The organism is Nocardioides sp. Root122 (genome assembly GCF_001425025.1).
Classification (GTDB): domain Bacteria; phylum Actinomycetota; class Actinomycetes; order Propionibacteriales; family Nocardioidaceae; genus Nocardioides.
Genome location: NZ_LMDE01000016.1, coordinates 49,032 through 74,419, shown reverse-complemented (window position 1 = coordinate 74,419; position 25,388 = coordinate 49,032). Strand labels below are relative to the sequence as shown.

General features: G+C 72.0%; 25 protein-coding genes. 8 read left to right on the top strand and 17 right to left on the bottom strand.

Annotated features, from left to right (window positions below; translation table 11 throughout):
• Nucleotides 1-12: 12 nt before the first annotated feature.
• Together ASC64_RS21065 and cphA are read left to right on the top strand one after the other, a co-directional pair.
• Nucleotides 13-996, top strand: a complete 984-nt coding sequence (locus ASC64_RS21065) for a cyanophycinase (RefSeq protein WP_056909526.1) — start codon at nucleotides 13-15, stop codon at nucleotides 994-996.
• The gene (gene cphA / locus ASC64_RS21060; protein ID WP_056909525.1) at nucleotides 996-3,767 is read left to right on the top strand and encodes a cyanophycin synthetase; all 2,772 of its coding nucleotides are present in this window, start codon (nucleotides 996-998) and stop codon (nucleotides 3,765-3,767) included. Before ASC64_RS21065 ends, cphA begins: the two co-directional genes overlap by 1 nt.
• On the opposite strand, the gene ASC64_RS21055 is transcribed toward cphA, so the two are convergent.
• The 5 genes from ASC64_RS21055 to ASC64_RS21035 are packed head-to-tail and all read right to left on the bottom strand — an operon-like array spanning nucleotide 3,743 to nucleotide 7,947.
• The gene (locus ASC64_RS21055) at nucleotides 3,743-4,408 is read right to left on the bottom strand and encodes a class I SAM-dependent DNA methyltransferase (protein ID WP_056909524.1); all 666 of its coding nucleotides are present in this window, start codon (nucleotides 4,406-4,408) and stop codon (nucleotides 3,743-3,745) included. The two genes, cphA and ASC64_RS21055, sit on opposite strands and share 25 nt — an antisense overlap.
• Complete coding sequence (locus ASC64_RS21050) at nucleotides 4,405-6,090, bottom strand: Mur ligase family protein (RefSeq protein ID WP_235563862.1); 1,686 nt, start codon at nucleotides 6,088-6,090, stop codon at nucleotides 4,405-4,407. The genes ASC64_RS21055 and ASC64_RS21050 overlap by 4 nt, the downstream gene beginning before the upstream one ends.
• A gap of 54 nt (nucleotides 6,091-6,144) precedes the next feature.
• Nucleotides 6,145-6,915, bottom strand: coding sequence for an enoyl-ACP reductase FabI (fabI, locus tag ASC64_RS21045; protein ID WP_056909523.1), 771 nt, complete (start codon nucleotides 6,913-6,915; stop codon nucleotides 6,145-6,147).
• Nucleotides 6,916-6,965: 50 nt separating this feature from the next.
• A complete protein-coding gene (gene fabG, locus ASC64_RS21040) occupies nucleotides 6,966-7,697 on the bottom strand; it encodes a 3-oxoacyl-[acyl-carrier-protein] reductase (RefSeq protein ID WP_056909595.1) in 732 nt (243 codons plus the stop codon).
• A gap of 37 nt (nucleotides 7,698-7,734) precedes the next feature.
• The gene (locus tag ASC64_RS21035; RefSeq protein ID WP_056909522.1) at nucleotides 7,735-7,947 is read right to left on the bottom strand and encodes a dodecin; all 213 of its coding nucleotides are present in this window, start codon (nucleotides 7,945-7,947) and stop codon (nucleotides 7,735-7,737) included.
• Nucleotides 7,948-8,042: 95 nt separating this feature from the next.
• Here ASC64_RS21035 and ASC64_RS21030 point away from each other — a divergent pair, with 95 nt between their 5' ends.
• Complete coding sequence (locus tag ASC64_RS21030; RefSeq protein ID WP_235563861.1) at nucleotides 8,043-8,333, top strand: DUF3099 domain-containing protein; 291 nt, start codon at nucleotides 8,043-8,045, stop codon at nucleotides 8,331-8,333.
• A gap of 184 nt (nucleotides 8,334-8,517) precedes the next feature.
• A complete protein-coding gene (locus ASC64_RS21025) occupies nucleotides 8,518-8,715 on the top strand; it encodes a hypothetical protein (RefSeq protein ID WP_056909520.1) in 198 nt (65 codons plus the stop codon).
• 44 nt (nucleotides 8,716-8,759) lie between these two features.
• Here ASC64_RS21025 and ASC64_RS21020 read toward each other — a convergent pair whose 3' ends face one another.
• Both ASC64_RS21020 and ASC64_RS21015 read right to left on the bottom strand, forming a co-directional pair.
• Nucleotides 8,760-9,350, bottom strand: coding sequence for a GNAT family N-acetyltransferase (locus ASC64_RS21020; RefSeq protein WP_162245829.1), 591 nt, complete (start codon nucleotides 9,348-9,350; stop codon nucleotides 8,760-8,762).
• A 65-nt stretch (nucleotides 9,351-9,415) separates the two neighbouring features.
• Nucleotides 9,416-9,859 carry a hypothetical protein gene (locus ASC64_RS21015; protein ID WP_056909518.1) on the bottom strand — a complete coding sequence of 148 codons (444 nt, stop codon included), beginning with the start codon at nucleotides 9,857-9,859 and terminating at the stop codon, nucleotides 9,416-9,418.
• Nucleotides 9,860-9,927: 68 nt separating this feature from the next.
• Here ASC64_RS21015 and ASC64_RS21010 point away from each other — a divergent pair, with 68 nt between their 5' ends.
• Nucleotides 9,928-10,503, top strand: a complete 576-nt coding sequence (locus ASC64_RS21010; RefSeq protein WP_156385333.1) for a GNAT family N-acetyltransferase — start codon at nucleotides 9,928-9,930, stop codon at nucleotides 10,501-10,503.
• Nucleotides 10,504-10,512: 9 nt separating this feature from the next.
• On the opposite strand, the gene moaA is transcribed toward ASC64_RS21010, so the two are convergent.
• The gene (gene moaA, locus ASC64_RS21005) at nucleotides 10,513-11,502 is read right to left on the bottom strand and encodes a GTP 3',8-cyclase MoaA (protein ID WP_056909516.1); all 990 of its coding nucleotides are present in this window, start codon (nucleotides 11,500-11,502) and stop codon (nucleotides 10,513-10,515) included.
• Between the two features lie 60 nt (nucleotides 11,503-11,562).
• Here moaA and ASC64_RS21000 point away from each other — a divergent pair, with 60 nt between their 5' ends.
• Nucleotides 11,563-12,480, top strand: a complete 918-nt coding sequence (locus tag ASC64_RS21000; protein ID WP_056909515.1) for an SURF1 family cytochrome oxidase biogenesis protein — start codon at nucleotides 11,563-11,565, stop codon at nucleotides 12,478-12,480.
• Here the strand turns inward: ASC64_RS21000 and ASC64_RS20995 are convergent.
• From ASC64_RS20995 to ASC64_RS20980, 4 genes are all read right to left on the bottom strand, one after another.
• Nucleotides 12,424-13,194 carry an SDR family oxidoreductase gene (locus ASC64_RS20995; protein WP_056909514.1) on the bottom strand — a complete coding sequence of 257 codons (771 nt, stop codon included), beginning with the start codon at nucleotides 13,192-13,194 and terminating at the stop codon, nucleotides 12,424-12,426. The genes ASC64_RS21000 and ASC64_RS20995 overlap by 57 nt on opposite strands.
• 133 nt (nucleotides 13,195-13,327) lie before the next feature.
• Nucleotides 13,328-15,208 carry an ABC transporter ATP-binding protein gene (locus ASC64_RS20990; RefSeq protein WP_056909594.1) on the bottom strand — a complete coding sequence of 627 codons (1,881 nt, stop codon included), beginning with the start codon at nucleotides 15,206-15,208 and terminating at the stop codon, nucleotides 13,328-13,330.
• Nucleotides 15,209-15,317: 109 nt separating this feature from the next.
• On the bottom strand, nucleotides 15,318-16,103 hold the full coding sequence (locus ASC64_RS20985; protein WP_056909513.1) for an enoyl-CoA hydratase/isomerase family protein: 786 nt from the start codon (nucleotides 16,101-16,103) through the stop codon (nucleotides 15,318-15,320).
• A 192-nt stretch (nucleotides 16,104-16,295) separates the two neighbouring features.
• Nucleotides 16,296-17,894 carry an ABC-F family ATP-binding cassette domain-containing protein gene (locus tag ASC64_RS20980; protein WP_056909593.1) on the bottom strand — a complete coding sequence of 533 codons (1,599 nt, stop codon included), beginning with the start codon at nucleotides 17,892-17,894 and terminating at the stop codon, nucleotides 16,296-16,298.
• Between the two features lie 123 nt (nucleotides 17,895-18,017).
• On the opposite strand from ASC64_RS20980, the gene ypfJ reads away from it, so the two are divergent.
• Nucleotides 18,018-18,956, top strand: coding sequence for a KPN_02809 family neutral zinc metallopeptidase (ypfJ, locus tag ASC64_RS20975; RefSeq protein ID WP_056909512.1), 939 nt, complete (start codon nucleotides 18,018-18,020; stop codon nucleotides 18,954-18,956).
• Nucleotides 18,957-18,969: 13 nt separating this feature from the next.
• Here the strand turns inward: ypfJ and ASC64_RS20970 are convergent, their stop codons facing one another.
• Genes ASC64_RS20970 through ASC64_RS20960 form a run of 3 tightly spaced genes read right to left on the bottom strand, consistent with a single transcriptional unit; the run spans nucleotide 18,970 to nucleotide 22,383 of the window.
• Nucleotides 18,970-19,884 carry a phosphotransferase gene (locus ASC64_RS20970; RefSeq protein ID WP_056909511.1) on the bottom strand — a complete coding sequence of 305 codons (915 nt, stop codon included), beginning with the start codon at nucleotides 19,882-19,884 and terminating at the stop codon, nucleotides 18,970-18,972.
• A gap of 10 nt (nucleotides 19,885-19,894) precedes the next feature.
• On the bottom strand, nucleotides 19,895-21,472 hold the full coding sequence (locus tag ASC64_RS20965; protein WP_056909510.1) for an ABC transporter permease: 1,578 nt from the start codon (nucleotides 21,470-21,472) through the stop codon (nucleotides 19,895-19,897).
• Nucleotides 21,469-22,383 carry an ABC transporter ATP-binding protein gene (locus tag ASC64_RS20960; RefSeq protein WP_056909509.1) on the bottom strand — a complete coding sequence of 305 codons (915 nt, stop codon included), beginning with the start codon at nucleotides 22,381-22,383 and terminating at the stop codon, nucleotides 21,469-21,471. The genes ASC64_RS20965 and ASC64_RS20960 overlap by 4 nt, the downstream gene beginning before the upstream one ends.
• A 53-nt stretch (nucleotides 22,384-22,436) precedes the next feature.
• Between ASC64_RS20960 and ASC64_RS20955 the strand changes: the two genes are divergently transcribed.
• Entirely contained in the window at nucleotides 22,437-22,907 is a 471-nt protein-coding gene (locus tag ASC64_RS20955; protein WP_056909508.1) for a GbsR/MarR family transcriptional regulator, read from the top strand.
• Between the two features lie 20 nt (nucleotides 22,908-22,927).
• Here the strand turns inward: ASC64_RS20955 and ASC64_RS20950 are convergent, their stop codons facing one another.
• Both ASC64_RS20950 and ASC64_RS20945 read right to left on the bottom strand, forming a co-directional pair.
• Nucleotides 22,928-24,517 carry an ABC transporter permease gene (locus ASC64_RS20950; RefSeq protein WP_156385332.1) on the bottom strand — a complete coding sequence of 530 codons (1,590 nt, stop codon included), beginning with the start codon at nucleotides 24,515-24,517 and terminating at the stop codon, nucleotides 22,928-22,930.
• Nucleotides 24,501-25,379 carry an ABC transporter ATP-binding protein gene (locus ASC64_RS20945; protein ID WP_056909506.1) on the bottom strand — a complete coding sequence of 293 codons (879 nt, stop codon included), beginning with the start codon at nucleotides 25,377-25,379 and terminating at the stop codon, nucleotides 24,501-24,503. Before ASC64_RS20945 ends, ASC64_RS20950 begins: the two co-directional genes overlap by 17 nt.
• Nucleotides 25,380-25,388: the final 9 nt, after the last annotated feature.

Below are 25,388 nucleotides of genomic sequence, written 5' to 3'. Positions count from 1 at the left end.
AGCCTGCCTGTCATGCCCAACGGACCACTCATGATCATCGGTGGTGCCGAGGACAAGGTGCGCAAGCCGACGATCCTCAAGCACTTCGTCGCCCTCAGCGGAGGTCGGGACGCACGCATCGCGGTCATCCCGACGGCCTCGTCCCTCGGGCGCGAGGTCGTCGACGTCTACGACGCGCTCTTCACCAAGTTCGGCGCCGCGCGCGTCGATGCCGTACGCCCCGAGACGCGCGACCAGGCCCACGATCCCGCACTCGTCAAGGCGCTCGACGAGGCCACCGGCATCTTCATGACCGGCGGCAACCAGCTCAAGCTCTCCTCCGTCGTGTGCGGTACGCCGGTGGGCGAGGCGATCCTGCGCGCGCACCAGCGCGGCGCGGTGGTGGCCGGCACCTCGGCCGGCGCGAGCATCCAGTCGTCCCACATGGTCGCCTTCGGCGTCGGCGGGTCGACGCCCAAGCAACGGATGACGCAGGTGGCGGCGGGCCTCGGCCTGGTCGACACGACCGTCATCGACCAGCACTTCGACCAGCGCAACCGCTACGGCCGGCTGCTGATGATCGTCGCGCAGAGCCCGCAGCTGCTGGGCATCGGCGTCGACGAGGACACCTGCGGACTCGTCGAGCCCGTCGACGGCGACGCGGTCCTGCGGGTGATCGGCAAGGGCGCGGTGACGATCTTCGACGGCTCGCGGATGGTCTCCAACGCCTACGAGGCCAAGCGCTCCAGCCCGCTCCTGGCCAGCGGCGTGGTCTTCCACGTGCTGCCCGAGGGGGCGGCCTTCAACCTGACCACCCGGTCGCTGGTCCCGCAGGAGCCGACCGTCGACGTCGAGGAGGCGGTCGAGCTCGCCGAGGCCAGCCGCGACCTCCGCCAGCTCGCCCGCGACATCGCGGCCGCCGATGCCGCCCCGTCCGCCATCCGACGCCGCCTGAAGATGCGTCGCACCCAGCCCCACCCGCCGCAGGACTCCACCCCGACCGAGGGAGAACGTTGATGAGCGAGCGACCCACACCGGACCTCGAGATCGTCGAGACCCGCGTCTACCGCGGGGCCAACGTGTGGTCCTACGACAAGTCGATCCACCTGGTGGTCGACCTCGGGTCGCTGGAGCAGTACCCCACCAACACCATCCCGGGATTCTCCGAGGACCTCGTCGCGATGCTCCCGGGCCTCCGGGAGCACTCCTGCTCACGCGGGCGCCGCGGCGGCTTCCTCGAGCGGCTCAACGAGGGAACCTGGCTCGGGCACGTGGCCGAGCACGTCGCGCTCGCACTGCAGCAGCTCGTCGGCCACGACATCCGGCGCGGGAAGACGCGCCAGGTCAAGGGCCAGCCCGGGCGCTACAACATCATCTACGGCTACATCGACGAGAACGTCGGCCTCAGCGCCGGCCGCCTGGCGGTCCGGCTCGTCAACCACCTCGTCGAGGGCGACCCCGACTTCGACTGGGAGGCCGAGCGCGACGACTACATCCGCCGCGCCGAGCGCACCGCCTTCGGTCCCTCGACCCAGGCCATCGTGGACGAGGCGGTCTCGCGCGACATCCCGTGGATCCGGCTCAACCAGCACTCCCTCGTCCAGCTCGGCCAGGGCGTCCACGCCAAGCGGATCCGCGCCACCATGACCAGCGAGACCTCCTCGATCGCCGTCGACATCGCCTCCGACAAGGACCTCACCACCAAGCTCCTCGGCGCGGCCGGCCTGCCGGTACCCAAGCAGGAGTCGGTGCGCACCGAGGACCAGGCCGTCGCGGCCGCACGCCGCATCGGCTACCCCGTCGTGCTCAAGCCCCTTGACGGCAACCACGGCCGGGGCGTGTGCCTCGACCTGCAGGACGAGGCCGACGTACGCGCTGCGTTCGCGATCGCGGAGGGCCAGTCGCGCCGTGGCACCGTCATCGTCGAGTCGTTCGTGACGGGCAAGGACTACCGCTGCCTCATCATCGACGGTCGCATGGTCGCGATCGCCGAGCGCGTGCCGGCATCGGTGACCGGCGACGGCACGTCCACGGTGGAGGAGCTGGTGGACCTCACCAACGCCGACCCCCGCCGCGGAGTGGGCCACGAGAAGGTGCTCACGCGCATCAAGATCGACGAGGCCGCCATCGAGGTGCTCGCCGACCAGGGCCACTCGCTCGACTCGGTCCCCGCCGAGGGCGAGATGGTCAAGCTGGCCCTCACCGGCAACATGTCGACCGGCGGCATCTCGATCGACCGCACCTTCGAGGCGCACCCGGAGAACGTCGAGATCGCCGAGGAGGCCGCCCGCATGGTCGGCCTCGACATCGCCGGCATCGACTTCATCTGCCCCGACATCACCCAGCCGGTCCGCGAGGCGGGTGGCGCGATCTGCGAGGTCAACGCGGCGCCCGGATTCCGGATGCACACGCACCCGACGATCGGCGAGCCGCAGTTCATCGCCAAGCCGGTGGTCGACATGCTCTTCCCGCCGGGGGCCACCTCGCGGATCCCGATCGTGGCGGTCACCGGCACCAACGGCAAGACCACGACGAGCCGGATGATCAGCCACATCTTCAAGGGCATGGGCCGCAAGGTCGGCATGACCTCCACCGACGGCGTCGTCATCGACGAGCGCCTCGTCATCCGGGCGGACGCGTCCGGACCGCGCTCGGCGCGGATGGTCCTGCAGAACCCGCGCGTCGACTTCGCGGTCTTCGAGGTGGCCCGCGGCGGCATCCTGCGCGAGGGCCTCGGCTACGAGCGCAACGACGTCGCCGTGGTGCTCAATGTGCAGCCCGACCACCTCGGCCTGCGCGGCATCGACACGGTCGAGCAGCTCGCCGACGTCAAGGCGGTGATCGTCGAGGCCGTGCCGCGCGACGGCCACGCAGTGCTCAACGCCGACGACCCGCTGGTGCGCGAGATGCGGCGCAAGTGCTCGGGCCAGGTGGTGTGGTTCTCCATGGACGAGCCGGGCAGCGAGACGCGCGACATGATCGACGCCCACTGCCGCCGCGGCGGCAAGGCCATCGTGCTCAACCCCAGCGAGCGCGGCGAGATGATGGTCGTCCAGCACGGGCGCCGCGAGATGCAGCTCGCGTGGACCCACCTCCTGCCGGCGACCTTCAGCGGTCGCGCGCGGATGAACGTCCAGAACTCGCTCGCCGCAGCGGCGGCGGCGTTCGCCGCCGGCGCTCCCCTGCACGACATCCGGCAGGGCCTGCGCACCTTCTCGACCAACTACTACCTCTCCCCCGGCCGCCTCAACGAGGTCGAGGTCAACGGCGTCAACGTGATCGTCGACTACTGCCACAACGCGCCCGGCATGAAGATGCTCGGCGACTTCGTGGACCGCGTCGGCGACTCGATCGCCTCGTCGCACGACCTCGCCCGTCCCTCCCGCATCGGCATCATCGCCACCGCGGGTGACCGGCGCGACCAGGACATGCGCGAGCTCGGGCACATCGCGGCCCAGCACTTCGACGTCTGCATCGTCCGCGAGGACGTCGCCCTGCGCGGCCGCGAGCGCGGTGACACGGCCAAGCTGGTCCTGGAGGGCGTACGCACCGCGATGTCCGAGGGGGCCCGCTGCAAGCAGGCCGAGCTGGTGCTCGAGGAGATCGAGGCCGTGCGGCACGCCATGAGCCGCGCCAACCGCGGCGACCTCGTCGTGGTCTGCGTCGACAAGCACGCCGAGGTGATGGCCGAGCTCGAGAGCTGGTCGGGCGACGCCCAGGCCGGCTCCGTCGCCAACCCCGACGCCCCCGCGGCGGACCCGGACTACTCGCCGCCAGCGGAGTCCTGAGCGGGCGAGCGCCGCCACACGACGTACTCGTAGACGGCGTCACCGTCGTCGCCGCTCCGGGGGAAGGCGACGGCCTGGCGGGAGACGACGCGCTCGAGGCCGTACGACGCCGCGCGCCGCTCGACCTCCGCGCTCGGGTGCCTGCGCACCTCGCCCGTGCCGGAGACGACGCTGACCGGGAGGGCCTGCACCGAGGACCCCGGCAGCAGTGGCTCGTGGCTCACCGCGAGGTGGCCGCCCGGACGCAGGCGCGAGGACGCGAGCCGCAGCACCTCGAACAGGTCGGGCGCCAGCTCGAGGAACCCGATCGCGGTGACGAGGTCCCAGGACCGGTCGGTGCCGCGGACGAAGGTGGCCGCGTCGGCGACGACCACGGCGGCACCCGGGACCTTGTCCGGTGCCAGCGCGACCATGCCCGGCGACGGGTCGACCAGGGTGAGGCCGGCCCGGGGGTAGAGGCCGTGGAGCACCAGCGCGGTCTGCCCGGTGCCGGCACCGAGGTCGAGCACGCTCGACGGTTCGAGGCCGAGCGGCGCGAGCAGCTCGGCGAGGTGCTCGTTGGCAGCCCACTCCGCGCCGCCCGTGGTCTCGTCGTAGGTGGGGGCCAGCGCGTCGAAGAGCCGCGCCCAGCTGCTGCTCACCCGGCCGCCCGCACCTTGGCGGAGAGGACCTCGGGCGAGTCCGGCGTGCCGCGGTGCGCGGCGATCCAGTCGTAGGCCTGCTGGCGCTCGGCGTGGCACATCAGGCCGACCACGTCGCCCGGTTGCGCGCGATCGACCAGGGCCGCCAGGCACCCCACCTCGGTGTCGTAGGTGTCGATGTCGGTGACGCCCACCCGGGCCGCACCGGCGCGGAGCAGCTCGTCGATCTCGGCCATCGTGCGCCCGCGCAGGTAGTGCGCCTTGTGGCCGATCGCCACCACGTCGCTGCCCTTCGCCCCGATCTCGCCCAGCGCGTCGATCAGCTCGTCGGTGCGGTCGCCCACGGCGCCCAGCCCGAGGAGCAGACGGGCGCCGGGACGGCGTACGCCCGCCATGATCTCGAGCAGCGCCTCGAGGCCGGCCTCGTTGTGGGCGAGGTCCATCACCACGGACACCTCGCCGGGCAGCGAGAAGAAGTTCATCCGGCCGGGGTTGTGCTCGGCGTCGGGGCGGAACGACGTCAGGCCGGCAACCACGTCCGCGCGGGACAGGCCGATGGCGAGCGCCGCGGAGGCGGCGGCGAGGGCGTTCTCGATGTTGAAGCGGGACAGGCCGGCGAGAGTCATCGGCACGTCGACCAGCTCGACCAGCGGGTCGGGGTCGGCACCGGGCACGAGGACCGTGATCCAGCCGTCGATGACCGTCGTGGCCCGGCCGCCGTGGCCGAGCGCCTCCCGCACGGCCGGCGAGTCGGGGTCGCGACTGAAGATCCATGGCTGCGCCGAGATCACCGCGCGCATGGCCAGGACCCGGGGATCGTCGCCGTTGAGCACCGCCCAGCCGTCCTTGCGGGTGATCCGCGGGACGACCGACTTCACCTCGGCGAGCTGGTCGACGGTGTCGATGCCCTGCTGGCCGAGGTGGTCGGCGGTGACGTTGGTGACGACCGAGACGTCGTTGCGGGTGATCCCGATGCCCTTGAGGAGGATGCCGCCTCGGGCGGTCTCGGTGACCGCGAGCTGGACGCCCTCGAGGCCCAGCGCCCGACTCGCTCCGGAGGGCCCCGAGTAGTCACCGCCCTCGACCAGGACACCGTCGCGGTAGATGCCGTCGGTGTTGGACCACCCGACCACCAGCCCGCTGGTGCGGGCGATGTGGGCGATCATCCGGCTGGTGGTGGTCTTGCCGTTGGTGCCCGTCACGGCGACGACCGGGATCGCCGGCGTGATGGTGGTCGGGCGCTCGCCCGTGGCCGCACGGGCGACCTCCTCGGCGGCGGCGCTGACCGCGGCCTCGACGTCCGGCGTCGGGAGCGCGTCGAGGGCGTGGGCGACGGCCTCGCCGAGCGCCCGCGCACGGCCGCGGTTGCGCCACGGGAAGGCGACGACCAGCACGTCGGGGTCGGACGTCGGGCGGACGCGCACCGCGAGGCGCCGCGTGCCGGCCTCACCGGCGATGGCGCGCACCAGCCGCTCGACCGCACGCACCGCGAACCGCGCCCGGAACCCCGACCCCGCCGCTCCCGGCCGCGTCGTGCGCAGTCCGATCCGGCGGGCGAAGCGCAGCACCGCCTCGTCGCTGGCCTCAGTGATCGTCGAGACGTCGAGCGTGAGCTTCACCGCGGCGCGCGGGAAGTAGAGGTTGGGGCCTTCGAGGATGCGCAGCTCGACGAGGGAGGTCACCGCAGGAAACTAGCGGAACGCGGGCTCCCCGCTGTAGACCAGCCTGCCGGCCGGTTACAGGCCCATCGCGTGGAAGCCGCCGTCGACGTGCACGATCTCGCCGGTGGTGGCCGGGAAGAAGTCGCTCAGCAGCGCGCACACGGCCTGCGCGGTGGGCGTGTGGTCGGTCTCGTCCCAGCCGAGCGGGGCGCGGTCCTTCCACGCCGACTCGAGGTCCTCGAACCCGGGGATCGCCTTGGCGGCCAGGGTCTTCAGCGGGCCGGCGGACACCAGGTTGCAGCGGATCCCCTCGGGACCCAGGTCCCGGGCGACGTAGCGGCTGGTGTTTTCCAGCGCCGCCTTGGCGACGCCCATCCAGTCGTACGCCGGCCACGCCGTGGTCGCGTCGAAGGTGAGCCCGACGATCGAGCCGCCGCGCTGCATGAGCGGGCGGGTGGCGACGGCCAGCGACTTCAGGGAGTACGCCGACACCTGCACGGCCTGCGCCACGTCCTCCCACGGCCCGGTCATGAACTTGCCGCCGAGCAGTGTCTCGGGGTTGCCGTAGGCGATGGAGTGGACGACGCCGTCGAGCCCGTCGACGTGCTCGCGGACCTGGTCGGCCAGACCGGCGAGGTGGTCCTCGTCGGTGACGTCGAGCTCGAGCACCGGAGCCTCTTGCGGGAGGCGCTTGGCGATCCGCTTGGTGATGTTCAGGGCGCGGCCGAAGTTGGAGATGAGCACCGTCGCGCCCTGCTCCTGCGCGACCCGTGCGGTGGCGAAGCCGATCGAGCTGTCCATCGTGACGCCGGCGACGAGGATGCGCTTGCCGTCGAGGATTCCCATGTCTGTGTGTCCCTTCGCGGGGTCGGTGGCGGTCGAGTGCTGGGGGCGGGTCAGTGGCCCATGCCGAGGCCGCCGTCGACCGGGATCACGGCCCCGGTGACGTAGGCGGCGCCGTCGGAGGCGAGCCAGGTGACGGCCGAGGCGATCTCGGCCGGCGAGGCGTAGCGGCCGAGTGGCACCTGGGTGCGGATAGCGGCCTTCTGGTCGTCGGTCAGCACGTCGGTCATGTCGGTCTCGACGAAGCCGGGCGCGACGACGTTGGTGGTGATCGAGCGGCTGCCGAGCTCGCGGGCCAGCGACCGGGCGAGGCCGATGAGGCCGGACTTGGAGGCGGCGTAGTTGACCTGTCCGGCGGACCCGAGGAGCCCGACGACCGAGGAGATCAGGATGATGCGGCCCCGCCGCTGGCGCAGCATGCCCTTGGCGGCGCGCTTGGCGAGCCGGAACGTGCCGGTCAGGTTGGTGTCGATGACCGAGGACCAGTCGTCCTCGCTCATCCGCAGCACGAGGGTGTCCTTGGTGATGCCGGCGTTGGCCACCAGCACCTCGACCGGGCCGTGCGCCTCCTCGACCTGGGCGAACGCGGCCTCGACGGCCGCGGGGTCGGTGATGTCGCAGCGCACGTCGAGGGCGCCGTCGGGGGCACCGCCGTTGCGGGTGGTGACGGCGACCTTGTCGCCGAGCTCGATGAACGCCTCGGCGATCGCACGGCCGATGCCGCGGTTGCCGCCGGTCACCAGGACGGAGCGGGGGGCGGGGCTGGATCCGGGAGTCTCGGTCACGTCCACGACGCTAGTGATTACCGTCGGGTACGAGGAATCACTCGTCCTCGAGGCGGAAGCCGACCTTCATGCCGACCTGGAAGTGCTCGACCTCGCCGTCCTTGGCCTGGCCGCGGATCTGGGTCACCTCGAACCAGTCGATGTGGCGCAGTGTCTGGCCGGCGCGCTGGATGCCGTTGCGGACGGCCTGGTCGATGCCGTCCGGGGACGTGCCGACGATCTCGGTGACGCGGTAGGTGCGGTTGGTCATGGCGTGCTCCTTGGCGTGGCAGGTGGGTGGCGCCGGATCCCTGGCGGTCCCGGGCGGCCCTTCTCCGCCGAGCCTAGCGACGTACGATGGGAGGCATGGCCAAGCAGGATGCCGTACGCATCACCACGGCTCGCAGCAGCGCCGCCGAGGACATGAAGTCCCGTCAGCGGCGCTACGCGCTGTCTATGTCCATCCGCCTCGTGTGCTTCGTCGCGGCGGTGGCGGTCGGCCCCGGCGTGCTGCGCTGGGTGCTGGTGGGCGCGGCGGTGTTCCTCCCGCTCTTCGCGGTCATCATGGCCAACGCCGGCGACCAGCGCGACGACGGATTCACGCTTCAGGACGCGCCTTCGGCCCATGAACTGACGGCTGGCGACCCCGAAGAGTGAGGAAAAATTGCTCCTTGCGTGTCGCCCTCGAAAGTTTGGTTTTCACAGATATGGCGTGCAATGATCCCGGTGCGATCACGGCATCCCCCGTCTGTGATCGCTCCTGAAGTGCCGGACAGCTTCCCCCCGTGGCTGTCCGGCACTTCTCTTTTCTCCCCCGTCGCCCGCCTCGAGAGGACACCCCATGGAGCCCGACCGCGTCATCTGCTCGGCCAAGGGCTGCCAGGGCGAGGCCACGTGGGAGCTGCTCTGGAACAACCCCAAGATCCACACCGCCGAGCGGCGCAAGACCTGGCTGGCGTGCGACGAGCACCGGCAGTCGCTCTCGGACTTCCTCGGAGCCCGGGGCTTCCTCAAGGAGGTCGTCCCGCACGCGGGATGACGCCTCCCCCGCAGCCTGAACGCTCGTCGTGCTCGTCGCGACGATCACTCCAGATCCGGGGTGCGATCCGTCCACTCGGCGCGGCTGAGCTCGTAGGCCACCTCGCCGCGCTCCCAGCCAGGAACCCGGCGCCTGTCGGGAGAGGCCGCCCACGACGCGTGCTGCGTCATCCCCACCTTCTCCAGCACGCGACGCGAACCGGCATTCGCTGCCATCGTCGAAGCGACCACCCGATCGATGTCCCGGCACGAGAACGCTTGTCGAACCATGGCCTCAGCGCCCTCCGTCGCGAGCCCGCGGCCGTGGCTCGAGGCTCGCAGTCGGTAGCCGATGCCAGACGTATCGGGCCGGCCGTCGAATGACGACGCCGACCACCACCCGACGAAGCTGCCGGCAACGAAGCCAGCCCAGTATCCGAGTCCGCGCCCTGCATCGCTCTGGTGGTCGAGGCGCCGGCGCCACTCTGCGGCCGTCTCGTCAGGGGTCGCAGGGCGCCCCAGGATGTACGTCATGACCGCTGGGTCGGAGTTCAGGTCGATCATCAGGTCCTCGTCCTCGACCCCGACCGGTCGAAGCGCGAGACGACGCGTCGACAGTACGGGAAGTGCGCGCCGCTGCGATCCGAGCTCCACCACCCCGCGACCATAGTCATCGGACAAGCCCAGGGGCATCGATCCCCTGCGCGGTCCGCAGGTGCCGATCAGCCCTTCTTGTTCGTGTCCAGGTCGAGGGAGTGGAGCAGCGTGTGCCGCACCTTGCTCCACTGGGCGCTCCACGCCTGGAGCGGCGCCAACGAACGCTCCAACATCTCGAGCTGGTCGTCCAGGACCGCGAGCTCAGCCGTGATGGCCTGGATGGTCAGCCTCTTGGCACGGATCTCCTTGACGACGATCTCGAGCTCGGCGTCCACCTGCGGCGCCGACTCGACGGCCGTGCGCATGGACTCGAGCATGCGGTTGGCCGTCGCGAGGACGGAATCCGGGACGACGGCCTGCGCCCCTGCCCCTCCCGCCTGGGCCACCTGCTCCACCAGCGCCCGCGTGCTGTTCAGGAAGAGGTCCGTCGCCGAGTGCACGATGCCCTTGCGCTCCTGCCGCGGCCCGTTGCGAGGCTTCTCGGCCTCCACGCTGTCGTCCTGGTCCATGTCTCCGATTGTGGCGCACGAGGACGACCCAGGTGCGGTGCCTGGACGGCGCGGTGGACACTCGCACCATGACCGACCACCCGGGTGAGTCGTCGTTGACGACCGATCGACTCGTCCTGCGTCCCTACGAGCCGGGCGATGCGGCGCGCGTGCTCGACGTCCTGCGGCGTCCTGAAGTGATCCGCTGGCTGGGCGATCCGCCGCACGTGCCCATGGCCGACCTCGAGGAGGCCCGCCGCTGGATCGACGACCGGCGCCAACGTGAGGCGCGGGACCCGTGGGACGTGACGCGGGCGATCGTCGTCCGTGCCACGGGGACCGTCGCCGGGACCGTGTCCGTGGCGAGGGCCTACCGGCGCAACGGTGACTTCCTCGACGAGTACGAGGTCGGGTGGCACCTGCATCCCGACTCGGTCGGGTCCGGCTACGCGACCGAGGCCGCCGCGGCCCTGCTCGGCGACGTCTTCGCGCGCGGGCTTCCCGAGGTCTGGTGCGGCATGTTCGTCGGCAACGAGCCGTCACGCAGGGTCGCGGAGCGGCTGCACCTGCCGTTCATCGGCGTGCGCGAGGATCCGTGGTACGAGGGTGAGAGCCGGCTCTACCGCCTCGAGCGCAGCCAGTGGCAGAGCCGCGATCGGACCTAGCGGACGGGATCAGCCGCCGATCGCGGACATCGGGCGGTCCGGCTGGAGGAAGGTCACGTCGTCGATGCCGTGGCCGGCACGCTTGCCGCGCATGGCGATGACCCAGCGCTCGGCGATCTCCGCGTCGTCGGCACCGGTGCGCAGCGACGTACGCAGGTCGGACTCCTCGCGGGCGAAGAGGCAGTTGCGCACCTGGCCGTCGGCGGTGAGGCGCACGCGGTCGCAGTCGCCGCAGAACGGGCGGGTGACCGAGGCGATCACGCCGACCGTGCCCGGGCCGCCGTCGACGTCGAAGAGCTCCGCGGGGGCGCTGCCGCGCGGGGCGCCGTGCGGGGTCAGCGTGAACTCGGCGCTCAGCGCCTCGAAGATCTCGTCGGCGGTCACCATCGACTCGCGGCTCCAGCCGTGCTGGGCGTCGAGCGGCATCTGCTCGATGAAGCGCAGCTCGTAGCCGTGCTCGATGCTCCAGCGCAGCAGCTCGGGGGCCTGGTCGTCGTTGGCCCCCCGCAGGAGCACGGCGTTGAGCTTGATCGGGCCCAGCCCGGCAGCCTTGGCCGCCTCGAGCCCGGCGAGGACGTCCTTGAGCCGGTCGCGGCGGGTGATGGCCGCGAAGGTGTCGGGGCGCACGCTGTCGATGCTCGCGTTGATCCGGTCGAGACCGGCGTCGGCCAGCGCCTGTGCGGTGCGGGACAGGCCGAGGGCGTTGGTGGTCAGCGAGGTCTCGACGCCGAGGGCGTGGGTGCGCGCGACGATGTCGACCAGGCCGCGGCGCAGCAGCGGCTCCCCGCCGGTGAAGCGGACCTCGGTGATGCCCAGCCGCTCCACGCCGATGGTGACCAGGCGGACCACCTCGTCGTCGGTCAGCGTCTGCTCGGTGGGCAGCCAGTCGAGGCCCTCCGCCGGCATGCAGTAGTTGCACCGGAGGTTGCAGCGGTCGGTGAGCGAGACCCGCAGGTCGGTGGCCACGCGGCCGAAGCGGTCCGCCAGAGGAGTCGTCACCTGTCCGAGTCTAACGAGGCGGGGGTCAGCGGGTCAGGACGTCCCGGATAGCCTCGACTGGTGAGCAAGCTGCGGTTCCTGGTCTCGCGCCGCTGGATCGTCTTCGCACTCGTGGTCGTCGCCCTGGCCTGGGTCGCGTGGCGCCTCGGTGAGTGGCAGTTCCACCGGCTCGACGACCGCAAGGAACGCAACGCGATCATCGAGCGCAACGAGAAGGCCGGCGCGGATCCCGTCGCCGAGGTGATGGCGCCCGGCGAGCCCGTCGACGCCTCCGAGGAGTGGCGCATCGTGGAGGCGGTGGGCACCTACTCGGTCGAGGACACCGTGATCGTGCGCTACCGCACCCGCGACGGCGAGGCGGGCGTCGACGTCGTCGTACCCCTCGAGACCACGGACGGCCAGACGCTGCTGGTGGACCGCGGCTGGTACGCCACCGACAACCGCGGCGCGACCCAGGAGGACGTGCCCGAGCCGCCGGCGGGCGAGGTGACGGTGACCGGGTGGGTACGCCAGGACGCCGAGGGCAGCAGCACCGAGGTCTCCGACCTCTCGACCCGCGCCGTGAACAGCGAGCGGATCGGCGACGCGCTCGGTCGCGAGGTGCTCGGCGGCTGGGTCGACCTGCGCTCGGAGTCCCCCGAGCCCGCCACCCCCCTGCTGCCGGTGGAGATGCCCGACCTCGACAACGGCCCGCACTTCTTCTACGGCCTGCAGTGGTGGTTCTTCGGAGTCCTGGCCATCTTCGGGTTCTTCTACCTGATCTACGACGAGTGGCGCGGCGGTCGCGGACCGTGGGGCAGCCAGGAGAACCCACGGCCTGAGCCGACCTCACCCGCGCCGAAGCGGGCCCCGGTCCCGGCGGCGCCGAAGGTGCGGCGCAAGACCTGGCGCGAGCGCCTCGACTCGGGCGCCGAGGACGAGTCAGAGCGCGCGGAGGAGCCCGCCGTCGACCGGGAGCATCACGCCCGTCAGGAATGACGCCACCGGCGAGAGCAGGAACGCGGCCACCGCGCCGAACTCCTCGGGCCGGCCGTAGCGGCCGAGCGGGATGGTCGCCTCGGCGGCCCTCCGGGCCGCTTCGGGGTCGTCGGTCGACGCGTCGAGCTCGGCGACGCGCTCGGTGGCGATCCGGCCGGGCAGCAGGCCGTTGACGCGGACACCGTGCGGTCCCAGCTCGTCGGCGAGGGTCTTGGCGACCATGGCCAGACCGGGCCGCAGACCGTTGGAGATCGCCATCTGCGGCAGCGGGGCGCGCACGCTCGACGAGAGCACCAGGCCCAGTGCGCCGCCGGCGGGCAAGGCGGCGCCGACCTCCCTCGCCAGGCGTACGGCGCCGAGGAACACCGACTCGAAGGCCTCGCTCCACTGCTCGTCGGTGATCGCGGAGACCGCACCCTTCGGCGGACCGCCCACGCTGATCAGGGCACCGTCGAGGCGCCCCCACGTGTCCCGCGCCACCGCGAGCAGCCGGGCCGGGGCGTCCCGGTCGGAGTTGTCGGCCACCACGGCGACGGCAGCCTCACGACCGGCTGCCTCGTTGAGCGACGCGGTCGCCTCGGCCAGCGACTCCTCCGAGCGGCCCGAGATCACCACCCGCGCCCCCTCGGCGACGAGCACGTCGGCGGTCGCGCGGCCGAGCCCGCGGGCCCCTCCGGTGACGATGTGGACGCGGTCGGTGAGCTGCAGGTCCATGTCACGAGCCTAGTCGCGAGCGACGGAGGAGCTCCCGGCCTGGCGAGGGAGGTCGAGTGGCGCCGCGACCGAGGAACGAGGTCGCGACGCGGCGTACCGAGACCCGCGACCTACGACGGGCCTCAAATCCGCGTCAGCTGGGCGCCGGGACGGGCGCCTCGCGGAACTGCGTCGCGTGGAGGGTGGCGTAGAGGCCACCGGCGGCGAGCAGCTCGGCGTGGGTGCCCTGCTGGACCACCCGGCCGTCGTCGAGGACGAGGATCAGGTCGGCGTTGCGCACGGTCGAGAGCCGGTGCGCGATGACCAGTGACGTACGTCCCTCGAGCGCGGCGTCGAGCGCGTCCTGGACGGCCGCCTCGGACTCGCTGTCGAGGTGGGCGGTGGCCTCGTCGAGGACCACGATCGCCGGCGCCTTGAGCAGCAGCCGCGCGATGGCCAGTCGTTGCCGCTCGCCACCGCTGAGGCGGTAGCCCCGGTCCCCCACGACCGTGTCGAGGCCGTCGGGCAGCGCGCGGACCAGCCCGGCGATCTGCGCCGCCTCGAGCGCGGCCCACACCTCGGTCTCGGTCGCACCGGGCCGGGCGTAGAGCAAGTTGGCCCGGATGGTGTCGTGGAACATGTGGGCGTCCTGGGTGACGTAGCCGACGACGTCCTCCAGCGACTGGAGCGTCACGTCGCGGACGTCGTGGCCACCGACCCGGACGGCGCCGGACTCGACGTCGTAGAGCCGGGCAACGAGGTGCGTGACCGTCGTCTTGCCGGCACCGGAGGGGCCGACGAGGGCGACCATCTGCCCCGGCTCGGCGGTGAAGGTGACCTCGTGGAGCACCTGCCCGGTGTCGCGGGACTCGGTCCTGGCCACGGTCTCCAGGGACGCGAGCGAGATCTGGTCGGCCCGGGGGTAGGTGAAGGCGACGTGGTCGAACTCCAGGCGCGAGGCGGTGACCGGCAGCTCGACGGCGTCGGGCTTCTCCTGGATCAGGGACGGGAGGTCGAGCACCTCGAAGACCCGGTCGAAGCTCACCAGCGCGGTCATCACGTCGATCCGGACGTTGGAGAGCCCCTGCAGCGGGCCGAGGAGACGGGTGAGCAGCACGCCCAGCGCGACGATGGTGCCGACCGACAGGTCGCCGCGGATGGCCAGCCACCCACCGATGCCGTAGACCAGCGCCGTGGCCAGCGACGGCACGAGCGTCATGGCCGCGAAGAAGACCCGGGTGAGCAGCGAGATCCGCACGCCGAGGTCGCGCACGACGGCGGCCTTGCGGGCGTAGGCCACGTCCTCGGACTCGCGACGGCCGAAGAGCTTGAGCAGCATCGCGCCGCCGACGTTGAAGCGCTCGGTCATCGCGTTGCCGAGGTCGGCGTTGCCGTCCATCTGCTGGCGGGACAGGTCGGCCAGCCGGTTGCCCACCCAGCGCGAGGCGATCAGCAGGATCGGGAAGAGGGCGAGGCAGAGCAGCGTCACGGGCCAGCTGAGGAACAGCATCGTCACCCCGACGACGATCGCGGCGATGATGTTGGACACGGTGCCCTGGAGCGTCGAGGTGAACGCGCGCTGGGCGCCGATCACGTCGTTGTTGAGGCGGCTGACGAGCGCACCGGTCTGGGTGCGCGTGAAGAACGCCAGGGACTGCCGCTGGACGTGCGCGAAGACCTGCGTGCGCAGGTCGTAGATCAGGCCCTCACCGATGCGGCTGGAGAGCCACCCGGTGATCAGCCCGAAGGCGGAGTCGACGACGGCGACGACCGCGACCAGCACGGCCAGCCAGACCACCAGCGACGTGTCGCCGGTGCGGACGCCGTCGTCGATGATCGCCTTGAGCAGCAGCGGTGGCACCACGACGAGGGCCGCGTCGACCACCGTCACCGCCAGGAATCCCGCGATCAGCGGGCGGTGCGGTCGCGCGAACCCCAGCACCCTCCGCACCGTGCGGCGCTCGATCTTGTTCTCGACCACGCTGCGATCGCTGCGGAGGAACCGCCACGGTGGGCCACCTGCGCCCGGCCCCATCGACATCCCTGCTCCTTCGTTCGTCCGTTCCGGTGAACGTCCGCATCCCGGGCATTGTTCCTCGCGGCACCGACAGCCCGACCACGCGGGCCGCCGCCCGGTCGGGCGGTCAGCCCGCGAACGCCGCGGCGACTGCGCGGAAGCGGCGTACCTGCGCCTCGCGCTCGAGCCTGCGCTGCTCGTCGAGGTCGCGGTCCGCCGCGCCTTGGAGCAGTGCCTTGGTCTCGGGCACGACGCCCGGCATCGGTGCCACGAGCGCCGCTGCCAGGTCGGCCACGGCCGCGTCGAGCTCGCCCGCGGGGACGGCGGCGGTGGCCAGGCCGATCCGGACGGCCTCGTCGGCGGGTACGACGCGGGCGGTGGCGCAGATCTCGAGCGCTCGGGCGTAGCCGACGTGCTCGACGAGCGGCTTGGTGCCGGTCAGGTCGGGGACCAGGCCGAGGGCCGACTCCTTCATCGAGAACTTCGCGTCCTCGGACACGACCCGCAGGTCGCACGACAACGCGAGCTGGAAGCCCGCGCCGATGGCGTAGCCGCGCACCTTGGCGATCGAGACGAAGCGCGGATCGCGCAGCCAGGTGAAGCCCTGCTGGAACGCGTCGATGCGCGCCGACGCCTCCTCGTTGCTGAGCGCGAGCAGCCCCACGACGCTCTCCTCGCCCGCGGTCGAGGGGTCGAGCATCGCGCGGTCGAGCCCGGCGGAGAACGTGTCGCCCTCCCCCGTCACCACCACGACGCGCACCTCGTCGGGCAGGGTGCGGCCGATCTCTCCCAGGGCGATCCACATCGCCGGTGTCTGCGCGTTGCGGACGGCGGGACGGTCCAGCGTCACCGTGGCGATCGGGCCCTCGACGTCGAGGCGGAGGCCGACGGCGGCCAGGTCTTCGGGAGTCATGGGGACGACAATACTACTGACGAGTAACGTGGGGTTTCGAGGCTCGCTGCGCTCGCACCTCAACCACCGAGGGGTCCGCTCGCACCTCAACCACCGAGGGATCCGCTCGCACCTCAACCACCGAGGGATCCGCTCGCACCTCAAACCGCTGAGGGATGCGCTCGCACCTCAAACCGCCGAGGGATCGCTACCTCAGGCGAGGGAGACCAGGTCGGCGTACTCCTCGGACCAGAGGTCCTCGTCGCCGTCGGGCAGCAGCAGGACCCGGTCGGGGTCGAGCGCGCGCACCGCGCCCTCGTCGTGGGTGACGAGGATGATCGCGCCGGTGTAGCTGCGGATCGCGTGCAGCACCTCCTCGCGGGAGGCCGGGTCGAGGTTGTTGGTCGGCTCGTCGAGGAGCAGCACGTTGGCGCTCGAGACGACCAGGATCGCGAGCGCGAGCCGCGTCTTCTCGCCGCCGGAGAGCACGCCCGCCGGCTTGTGCGCGTCGTCGCCGGAGAAGAGGAACGAGCCCAGCACCGACCGGGCCTGGGTGTCGGTCAGCTCGGGGGCGGCGCTGTGCATGTTCTCCAGCACGGTGCGGTTGACGTCGAGCGTCTCGTGCTCCTGTGCGTAGTAGCCCATCTTGAGCCCGTAGCCGGGCACGACCTCGCCGGTGTCGGGCTGGTCGACCCCGGCCAGGATGCGGAGCATGGTGGTCTTGCCGGCGCCGTTGAGGCCGAGGATGACGACCCGGCTCCCCCGGTCGATCGCCAGGTCGACGGCGGTGAAGACCTCGAGCGAGCCGTAGGACTTCGACAGCTCGGATCCCATCAGCGGCGTCTTGCCGCACGGTGCGGGCTCCGGGAACGCGATCCGCGCGACCTTGTCGGCCTGCCGCTCGGTCTCGATGCCGGCCATCATCTTCTCGGCCCGCTTGAGCATCGACTGCGCGGCCTGCGCCTTGGTGGCCTTGGCGCGCATCTTGTTGGCCTGGTCGGTGAGGACCTTGGCCTTGTTCTCGGCGTTCTGGCGCTCGCGCTTGCGGCGCTTCTCGTCGTCCTCGCGCTGGGTGAGGTAGTTGTGCCAGCCCATGTTGTAGACGTCGATGACGGCGCGGTTGGCGTCGAGGTGGAAGACCTTGTTGACCGTCGCCTCGAGCAGGGCGTTGTCGTGGCTGATGACCACGAAGCCGCCGCGGTGGGCCTTGAGGAAGTCGCGCAGCCACACGATCGAGTCGGCGTCGAGGTGGTTGGTCGGCTCGTCGAGCAGCATGATCTCGGCGCCGGAGAACAGGATCCGGGCGAGCTCCACGCGGCGGCGCTGGCCACCCGACAGCGTGCCGATCGGCTGGGCGAGGATCCGCTCCTCGATGCCGAGTGCGGCCGCCATCTGCGCGGCCTCCGACTCGGCGGCGTAGCCGCCACCGGCGTGCAGCTCGGCGTCGGCACGCGTCCAGCGCCTCATGCCACGCTCGTGGACCTTCGGGTCCTCGTGGGCCATGTCGACCTCGGCCTCACGCAGTCGGCGTACGACGTCGTCGAGGCCGCGCGCCGACAGGATCCGGTCGCGGGCGATGACGTCGGGGTCGCCGACGCGCGGGTCCTGCGGCAGGTAGCCGACCTCGCCACTGCGGATCACCTGCCCGGACGCGGGCTGGCCCTCGCCGGCGAGGATGCGGGTAAGGGTCGTCTTGCCGGCACCGTTGCGCCCCACGAGGCCGACCTTGTCGCCTGCGGCGATGCGGAAGGTGACGTCCTCCATGAGGAGCCGCGCGCCGGCTCGGACCTCGAGCTTCTGGGCGGTGATCATCTCGAGCGACATCCTACGAAGGGGTGAGCGCAGGAGCCCCATCGGCGGACCCACGCGCTAACCTGCGCAGAAGCTCCACCGGGGTTCGTCTCCCCGTCACCACCTGCGGAAAGGCACACGCCCATGCGCTTCAACCCCAAGGCCAGGCTCGACACGTCCCGTGTCGGTGACGGGGGCGGTGGCGGCGGTGGTGGCGGTCCGATGCGACTCCCCATCCCGGGCGGCACCCGCGCCGGCGGCGGCATCGGCGGCGTCATCATCATCATCCTGTTCGTGGTCCTCACCCAGTGCCTCGGCGGCGGCATCGGCGGCGGGGGCGACACGGGCACGGGCACCCAGTCCCAGGGCGGCACCGACACGAGCCGGATGGACGACTCGGAGCGCTACGACAACTGCAAGACCGGAGCCGACGCCAACAAGGACGAGGACTGCGCCCGCGTCGCGGTCGAGAACTCGCTCTACAACTTCTGGTCCTCGCAGTTCGACAGCGGCTTCACGCCCGCGACGATGATGACCTTCAGCGGCGCGGTCAACACCGGCTGCGGCCAGGCCAGCTCGCAGGTCGGCCCCTTCTACTGCCCGAGCGACCAGAAGATCTACCTCGACACCACGTTCTTCCAGGACGTCCTCGAGGGCCAGCTCGGCGGCCAGGGCGGCGACTTCGTCGAGCCCTACGTGATCGGCCACGAGTACGGCCACCACATCCAGAACCTGATGGGCACCATGGGCAAGGTCCGCACCCAGCAGGGTCCCGAGTCCGACGCCGTACGCCTCGAGCTGCAGGCCGACTGCTACGCCGGCCTCTGGACCAAGGCCGCCACCGGCACGACCGACGCCGACGGCGTGGCGATCTTCGAGTCGCTCGACGACGCCGACATCCAGGAGGCGCTCGACTCGGCGAAGGCCGTCGGCGACGACCGGATCCAGCAGAAGTCCGGCCAGGGCGTGAACCCCGAGGGCTGGACGCACGGCTCGTCGGAGCAGCGGATGCGGTGGTTCATGACGGGCTACAAGGACGGCACCGTGGAGTCCTGCGACACCTTCGCGGCCAGCCAGCTCTGAGCGGCTGGTCGGCTCAGGCGAGCAGTGCCTCGATCTGGCCGACCTGCCGCTGCATCGCATAGATGTACGGCGCCACGCTGGGGTGGCGGAACTTGCCCGCCAGGGCGCCGTCGCCGTCCGCCACGCGCGCCAGGGCCCAGTCCAGGCGCGTGAGGGCGGTGTAGACGGCCATCACGCGGGCGCCGGTGCGCACCTCGTCGACCGACACGAGCCCCGGCGTGAGCGCAGCGACGTACGCCTCCACGAGCGGGTCGACGTCCTCGCGAGTCGCCAGCGAGAGGTAGCCGAGGTCGGCGCCCACCGGCCCGCGGCCCAGGTGCGCCCAGTCGATGGCGACCGCGCCGTCGCCCGCCCGGCCGGGGATGTTGGCCGCTGACGGGTCGCCGTGCTGCGCGACCTGCGGCAGCGCGTCGCAGCGGTCGAGCCACACCGTGCGGTGCGACCAGAGGTGGTCGGCCACGTCGGCCATCGGCGTGCGGGCCAGGGTCCTCCAGCCGCCACGACGCTCGACGAGACCGAGGCGGCTGCGGAGCTGGTCGCGGGCCAGCCACGGGTGCCGGCCCAGGTCGGCGGAGGCGAAGCGGCCGAGGCAGGCCGCGATCCAGAGCCCGGGTGCGTCGTGGCGCTCGACCCGCTCGTGCACGAGGGTGATGCCCTCCGTGTCCTCGTCCACGCGCACGACGGGCGCCTCGCGCAGCCCGGGGGCATCGGCCACCACGCCGGAGAGGGCCACGTCCGCGGCACGCCGCCAGTAGTTCACGTCTCCGGGCACGAGGACCCCGCTGGGGTCGTGCGGGTCGGGCACGCGGAGGCGCTTGACGACCACCTCGCGGCCGCCGACGGTGGCCGACCAGACCCCGGCGGTGGCCGGTCCGGCGCCGGGCAGGTGTCGCCAGCCCGGTTCGGGTTGCCACCCGGAGGCGTCCATGGCCGCGAACCTAGCGCACCTCGACGTCCCGACGCGTGAAGCTGACGATGCCGGCCGAGGTCAGGGCCACGGCGATCGCCGCCAGCACGAGCAGGGGCGGCCAGCGGAAGGCCTCGGCGGGGACGAGGGCGAGGTGGTGGAACGGTGAGAGGTCCTGCACTGCCTCCGGGATCTGGAGCACCTGCCCGAACAGCATGACCACCACGGCGAAGACCAGCCCGGCCCAGGACAGCGAAGCCAGCCGGGGTGCGATCCCGTACAACAGCCGCGCCAGGCCGCTGAGCACCAGCACCGGCGCGAGGTAGGGCAGGGTGGCTACGACGTAGGTGGGCAGGACACTGCCGTCCCCCGTGGACAGCGCGTAGCCGAGGCCGAGCCCGACCCCCGCCGCCAGCACGACCAGCGCGCTCCCGACCACGGTGAACACGACCTGGGCGAGCAGCCAGCGACTGCGCGAGAGCCCTGTCGCCAGCAGCACCTCGACCACACCGCGGTCCTCGTCGTGCCGCGGCCGGATCGCCTGCGAGATCGCGTAGCCACTGCACATCAGCGCGAGCATCAGGATGGCAGTGGCGTAGAAGCCCTTGACGACGTCGTCGCTGCCCCGCGCGAACATGTCCTGGGTGGTCGCGGAGTCGCCGAGTAGGTCGCCGACGTCGCTGCCGAGGGAGCCGTAGGACAAGCCGGTGAGGAAGAGACCGAGGGTCCAGCCGATCAGCGCTCCGCGCTGCAGCCGCCACGCCAGCCCGAGGGGCGTCCCGAGCGCTGCACGGGCACGTGTCGGGCCGGGCCGCGCCGCGAGGATGCCGGCGTCGTGGTCGCGCCGCCCGAACATCGCCGCCGCGACCGCGGCGACGGCGACGGCGGCGAGCGCGAGAGGTACCAGCGGCCACCAGCGCAGGCCCGAGAAGGCGTGCATGCCCTGGTACCACCCGATCGGGGACATCCAGGTCAGCGTCGGCGAGCCCACGTCGCCGATGGCGCGCAGCACGTACGCGGCGCCGATCACGGCGCCGGTGATGCCGTAGGCAGCGCGCGGCCCGGACGTCAGCTGCGCCGCCAGCAGCGCCACCGCTGCGAAGACCATGCCCACGGCGGCGAGACCGACGCCCAGGGCCAGCGAGTCCGCAGCCTCCAACGGGACCGTGAGCAGGCTGAGCACGACCAGGGCACCCGTGAGCAGGTTGGCGACCAGCGCGACCAGCACCGTCGCGAGAGTGGTGGCCCCGCGCCCGACCGCGGACGCACGCAGCATCTCGTCACGCCCGGACTCCTCCTCGGCTCGGGTGTGCCGCACGACCAGGAACATCGACATCAGGCCGGCGGTGACCGCACCGAACGCCGTGGCCTGCCAAGTCACCTGCCCACCGATCGTGTTGAGCGCTCGGGCCGGGCCCGCCATCGCGACGAACGCCGTGTTGGACTGCATCGCGACCGCGGCGCGGTCGAACTCGGCCTGCGTCGCGTAGAGACCCTTCACGCTCACCGCCTGCGACCAGTAGAGCAGCGTGATGCCCAGCGACCAGGCGAGCAGCATCCACCGGTCGCGGCGCAGGAAGTGGCGCAGCAGCGGCCAGGTGCCGGTCACGACCGCACCTCCACCTCGGGCGCGGCCGCGACGTCGCCGTAGTGGCGCATGAACAGCTCCTCGAGCGTCGGCGGCGTCGCGGTCAGGGTGCCGAGGCCCGCGGTCTGGAGCGTGGCCAGGGCCGGGGCCAGCGCGGGGGTGTCCACCTCGAAGGCCACGCGGAGTCCGTCGATGACGAGGTCGTGCACGCCCTCCAGCCGGGCCAGGCCGTCGACGGGACGTACGGTCTCGGCGCGCACCGTCGTACGGGTCAGGTGGCGCAGCTCGGTCAAGGTCCCCGACTCGACGCACCTGCCGGCGCGGATGATGCTCACCCGGTCACAGAGGCGCTCGACCTCCGCGAGGATGTGGCTCGACAGCAGGACCGTGCCGCCCTGGGCACGGAAGTCCTCGACGCACTGCTGGAAGACCGCCTCCATGAGCGGGTCGAGCCCACTGGTCGGCTCGTCGAGGAGCAGGAGCTCGACATCGCTGGACAGCGCAGCGACGAGCGCCACCTTCTGACGGTTGCCCTTGGAGTAGGCCCGGCCCTTCTTGGACGGGTCGAGCTCGAACCGTTCGACGAGGTCGGCTCGACGCCTCTCGTCGATCCCGCCGCGGAGGCGCCCCAACAGGTCGATGACCTCACCGCCGGTGAGGTTGGGCCACAGGGTGACGTCTCCGGGCACGTAGGCCAGGCGCCGGTGCAGCTCCGCCGCGTCCGTCCAGGGATCGCCGCCGAGGAGCCGGACCGACCCGGCACTGGCCCGCAACAGGCCGAGCAGGACCCGCACCGTGGTGGACTTGCCCGCCCCGTTGGGTCCCAGGAAGCCGTGCACCTCGCCCGGCTCGACCTCGAGGTCGAGCCCGTCGAGGGCCCGGAGGGAGCCGAACGCCTTGACCAGTCCGTGGATCTCGATCGGGTTGCTCACCCGATTGACGATACGCTTCTTTCAGAAGTTTCCAAATGTTCTAGGATGAATGCATGTCAACAGAGGACTACCGCGCCACCTTCGTCGCGCGCATGGGCGCGGCGCTGGCCTCCGCGGGGCTCGCTCGTCTCCCGTCCCGCATCTTCGCGGCGCTCCTCGCCGACCCCGACGGACGGATGACGGCCGCCGAGATCGGCGCCGAGCTCCACGTCTCTCCCGGCGCTGTGTCGGGAGCGGTGCGCTACCTCGACGGTGTCGGGATGATCCGCCGCGAGCGCGAGCCGGGATCGCGCCGCGACGTGTTCGTGGTCGACGACGACGCCTGGCGCGACACCCTCCTCCATGCGGACCGGGTCTACGCCCCCATGATCGCCGAGCTGGACCGCGCACTCGCCGCGATGCCCGTGGACGACCCGGCGCGCCGCCGGATCGCGCTGTCGCGCGCGTTCATGGCCTTCGTCACCGAGGAGATGGGGGCCATGACACAGCGTTGGCAGGAGCGGCTCGCCGAGCTCGACCTCTGACCCGAGCACGCCCGGAGCCGTCATCCGATGTCGCGCACGCGGTAGCGCCACCAGCCCGCTGCGAGCAGGAGCGCGGTCGTGCCCAGGAGCGCGAGCTCGACGCCGACCCCCACCGCTTGCACCGGTACGGCCGGCACGTGCTGGAAGGGTGAGATCCCCACGACCCAGCCCGGCAGCTCGAGCAGCTCTCCCACCTCGCCGAGCGTGACGAACGAGACGAGGGCGGCCCAGCCCGCCCAGGTGGCGCGGGGCCACCACGCCCACGCCAGCAGCGCGACCGCCGCCATCACCCACATCGCCGGCACGTGCGCGAGTGCCGCGGGGACGAGCCGTCCCAGAGCGTGCGGCACCCCGCCCACCTGGCTGCCGTAGCCGACCGCCGAGCCGACGCCGTACGCCGTGGCCAGGAGCAGGGTCCCGGCCATGGCGATCCCGGCCTGGGCGGTGAAGACGCGCACCCTGGACCCGGTCGCCGCGAGGACCTCGGCAGTGCGCTCGTCGGCTTCCTCGTGCGCACCGCTGACGGTGACCTGCACGGCGTACGCCGACAGCATCGCCGCCATGATCGCGAGCAGCGCGGCGAGCATCGTCTCCTCCACCCGCCCACGACCGCCCAGCGCCTCCAGCGCGGCGCGTGCGGCCGGCGAGTCGAACAGCGACCCGAGGTGCGGCGCGACGGAGCCGAAGAGCGCCCCGGACAGGAGCGCGGCGACCACCCACCACCCGGTGGCGAGCCGGTTGAGCCGCCACACCAGTGCCGCGACGGACCCGAACCCGCCTCCAGCCGGGCCGGCCCGCTCGGCGAGCATCCCGTTGCCGAGGTCGCGCCGACCGCGCAGGACGTGGGCGGCCACGACGAGGACGACGGCCAGGCCGAGGTAGAGCCCCAGGACCCACCACCGTGGCCCGTCCCACGCGTGCAGGCGCGTGCCCCAGCCGAGCGGCGACAGCCAGCCGAGCGCGTCGGGGCCGATGTCGCCCGCCGCGCGGAGGCCGTACCAGACCGCGAAGGTCGCCAGCGCGAGTCCGCCTGCCGTGCGGGCGCTGGCGGCGAGCTGGGCGCACACCGCGCCGGTGGCGGCGCCGACCAGCCCGGCCCCGGTCCAGCTCGCACCGAAGGCGACGGACCCCGCCGGGTCCAGCCCGGCGGCGACGTCGATGGCTGCCGCGAGCGTGCCGATGACGACGGCCGCGACCCCGGCCTCCACCAGGGCGGCCCGCAGCGGTGCGGCCCGGCCGACGACGGTGGCGCCGACCAGCTCGGCGCGACCGGACTCCTCCTCGACGCGGGTGTGACGGCGGACGACCACCAGGCCGAGGCCCATCACGGCCACGGCGTACATGACGGTCAGCTTGCCCATCGCGAGGTCGCCGATGCTCTGCTCGGAGACGATCGGGCCGTAGAGGGCGACGAGGGCAGGGCTGCTGTTGATCAGCCGGGCGGCAGCCACCCGGTCGGCGGCGTCGAGGTAGAGCCCCTCGGTCGCGAAGGCCGAGGCGGCCACCATCGCCATCAGCAGCCAGATCCAGACCGGGAGCAGCACCCGGTCGCGCCGCAGGTTGAGCCGCAACAGGCCGGCGGTTCCGTTCGCGTCAGTTGCGGTAGGCATCGAGGAACAGCTCCTCCAGCGACGGCGGCGTGCAGGTCAGCGATTCGACGCCGGCGTCGTCGAGCGCCCGGAGCAGGCCGGGCAGCCCGTCGGGGTCGACCGCGCACGTCACCGCCCCGTCCACGACCTCCAGGTCGTGGACGCCGGGCAGGTCGGCAGGGAGGGTGCCGGTGACCTGCGCGCGGACGTGGTTGCGGCGCAGGTGCCGCAGGGCCGCGAGGGTGCCGGTCTCGACGGTCCTGCCCTGCCGGATGATCGTCACCCGGTCGGCCAGTCGCTCGACCTCGCTGAGGATGTGGCTGGAGAGCAGCACCGTGGTGCCCTGCGCCTTGTGCTCGTGCAGGCACTCGTTGAAGACGCGCTCCATCAGCGGGTCCAGGCCCGACGTCGGCTCGTCCAGGACGAGCAGCTCGACCTGCGAGGCGAAGGCGGCGACGAGCGCGACCTTCTGCCGGTTGCCCTTGGAGTAGGTGCGAGCCTTCTTCGTCGGGTCGAGGTCGAACCGCTCGAGCAGCGCGTCGCGGTCGGTGCGGTCGGGCTCGAGGCCGCGCATCCGCAGCAGGGTGTCGATCGCCTCACCCCCGGTGAGGTTGGGCCAGATCGACACGTCGCCGGGGACGTAGGCCAACCGCCGGTGGATCTGCACGGAGTCGGCCCACGGGTCCAGCCCGTGCACGGTCGCGGTGCCGCTGTCGGTGCGGAGCAGGCCGAGCAGCGCCCTGATCGTGGTGGACTTGCCGGACCCGTTGGGGCCGAGGAAGCCGTGGACCTCTCCTGCGCCGACCACGAGGTCGAGCCCGTCAAGGGCACGCGTGGAGCCGAACGTCTTGACGAGGCCGTGGACCTCGATCGGGTTGCTCACACAGCCAAC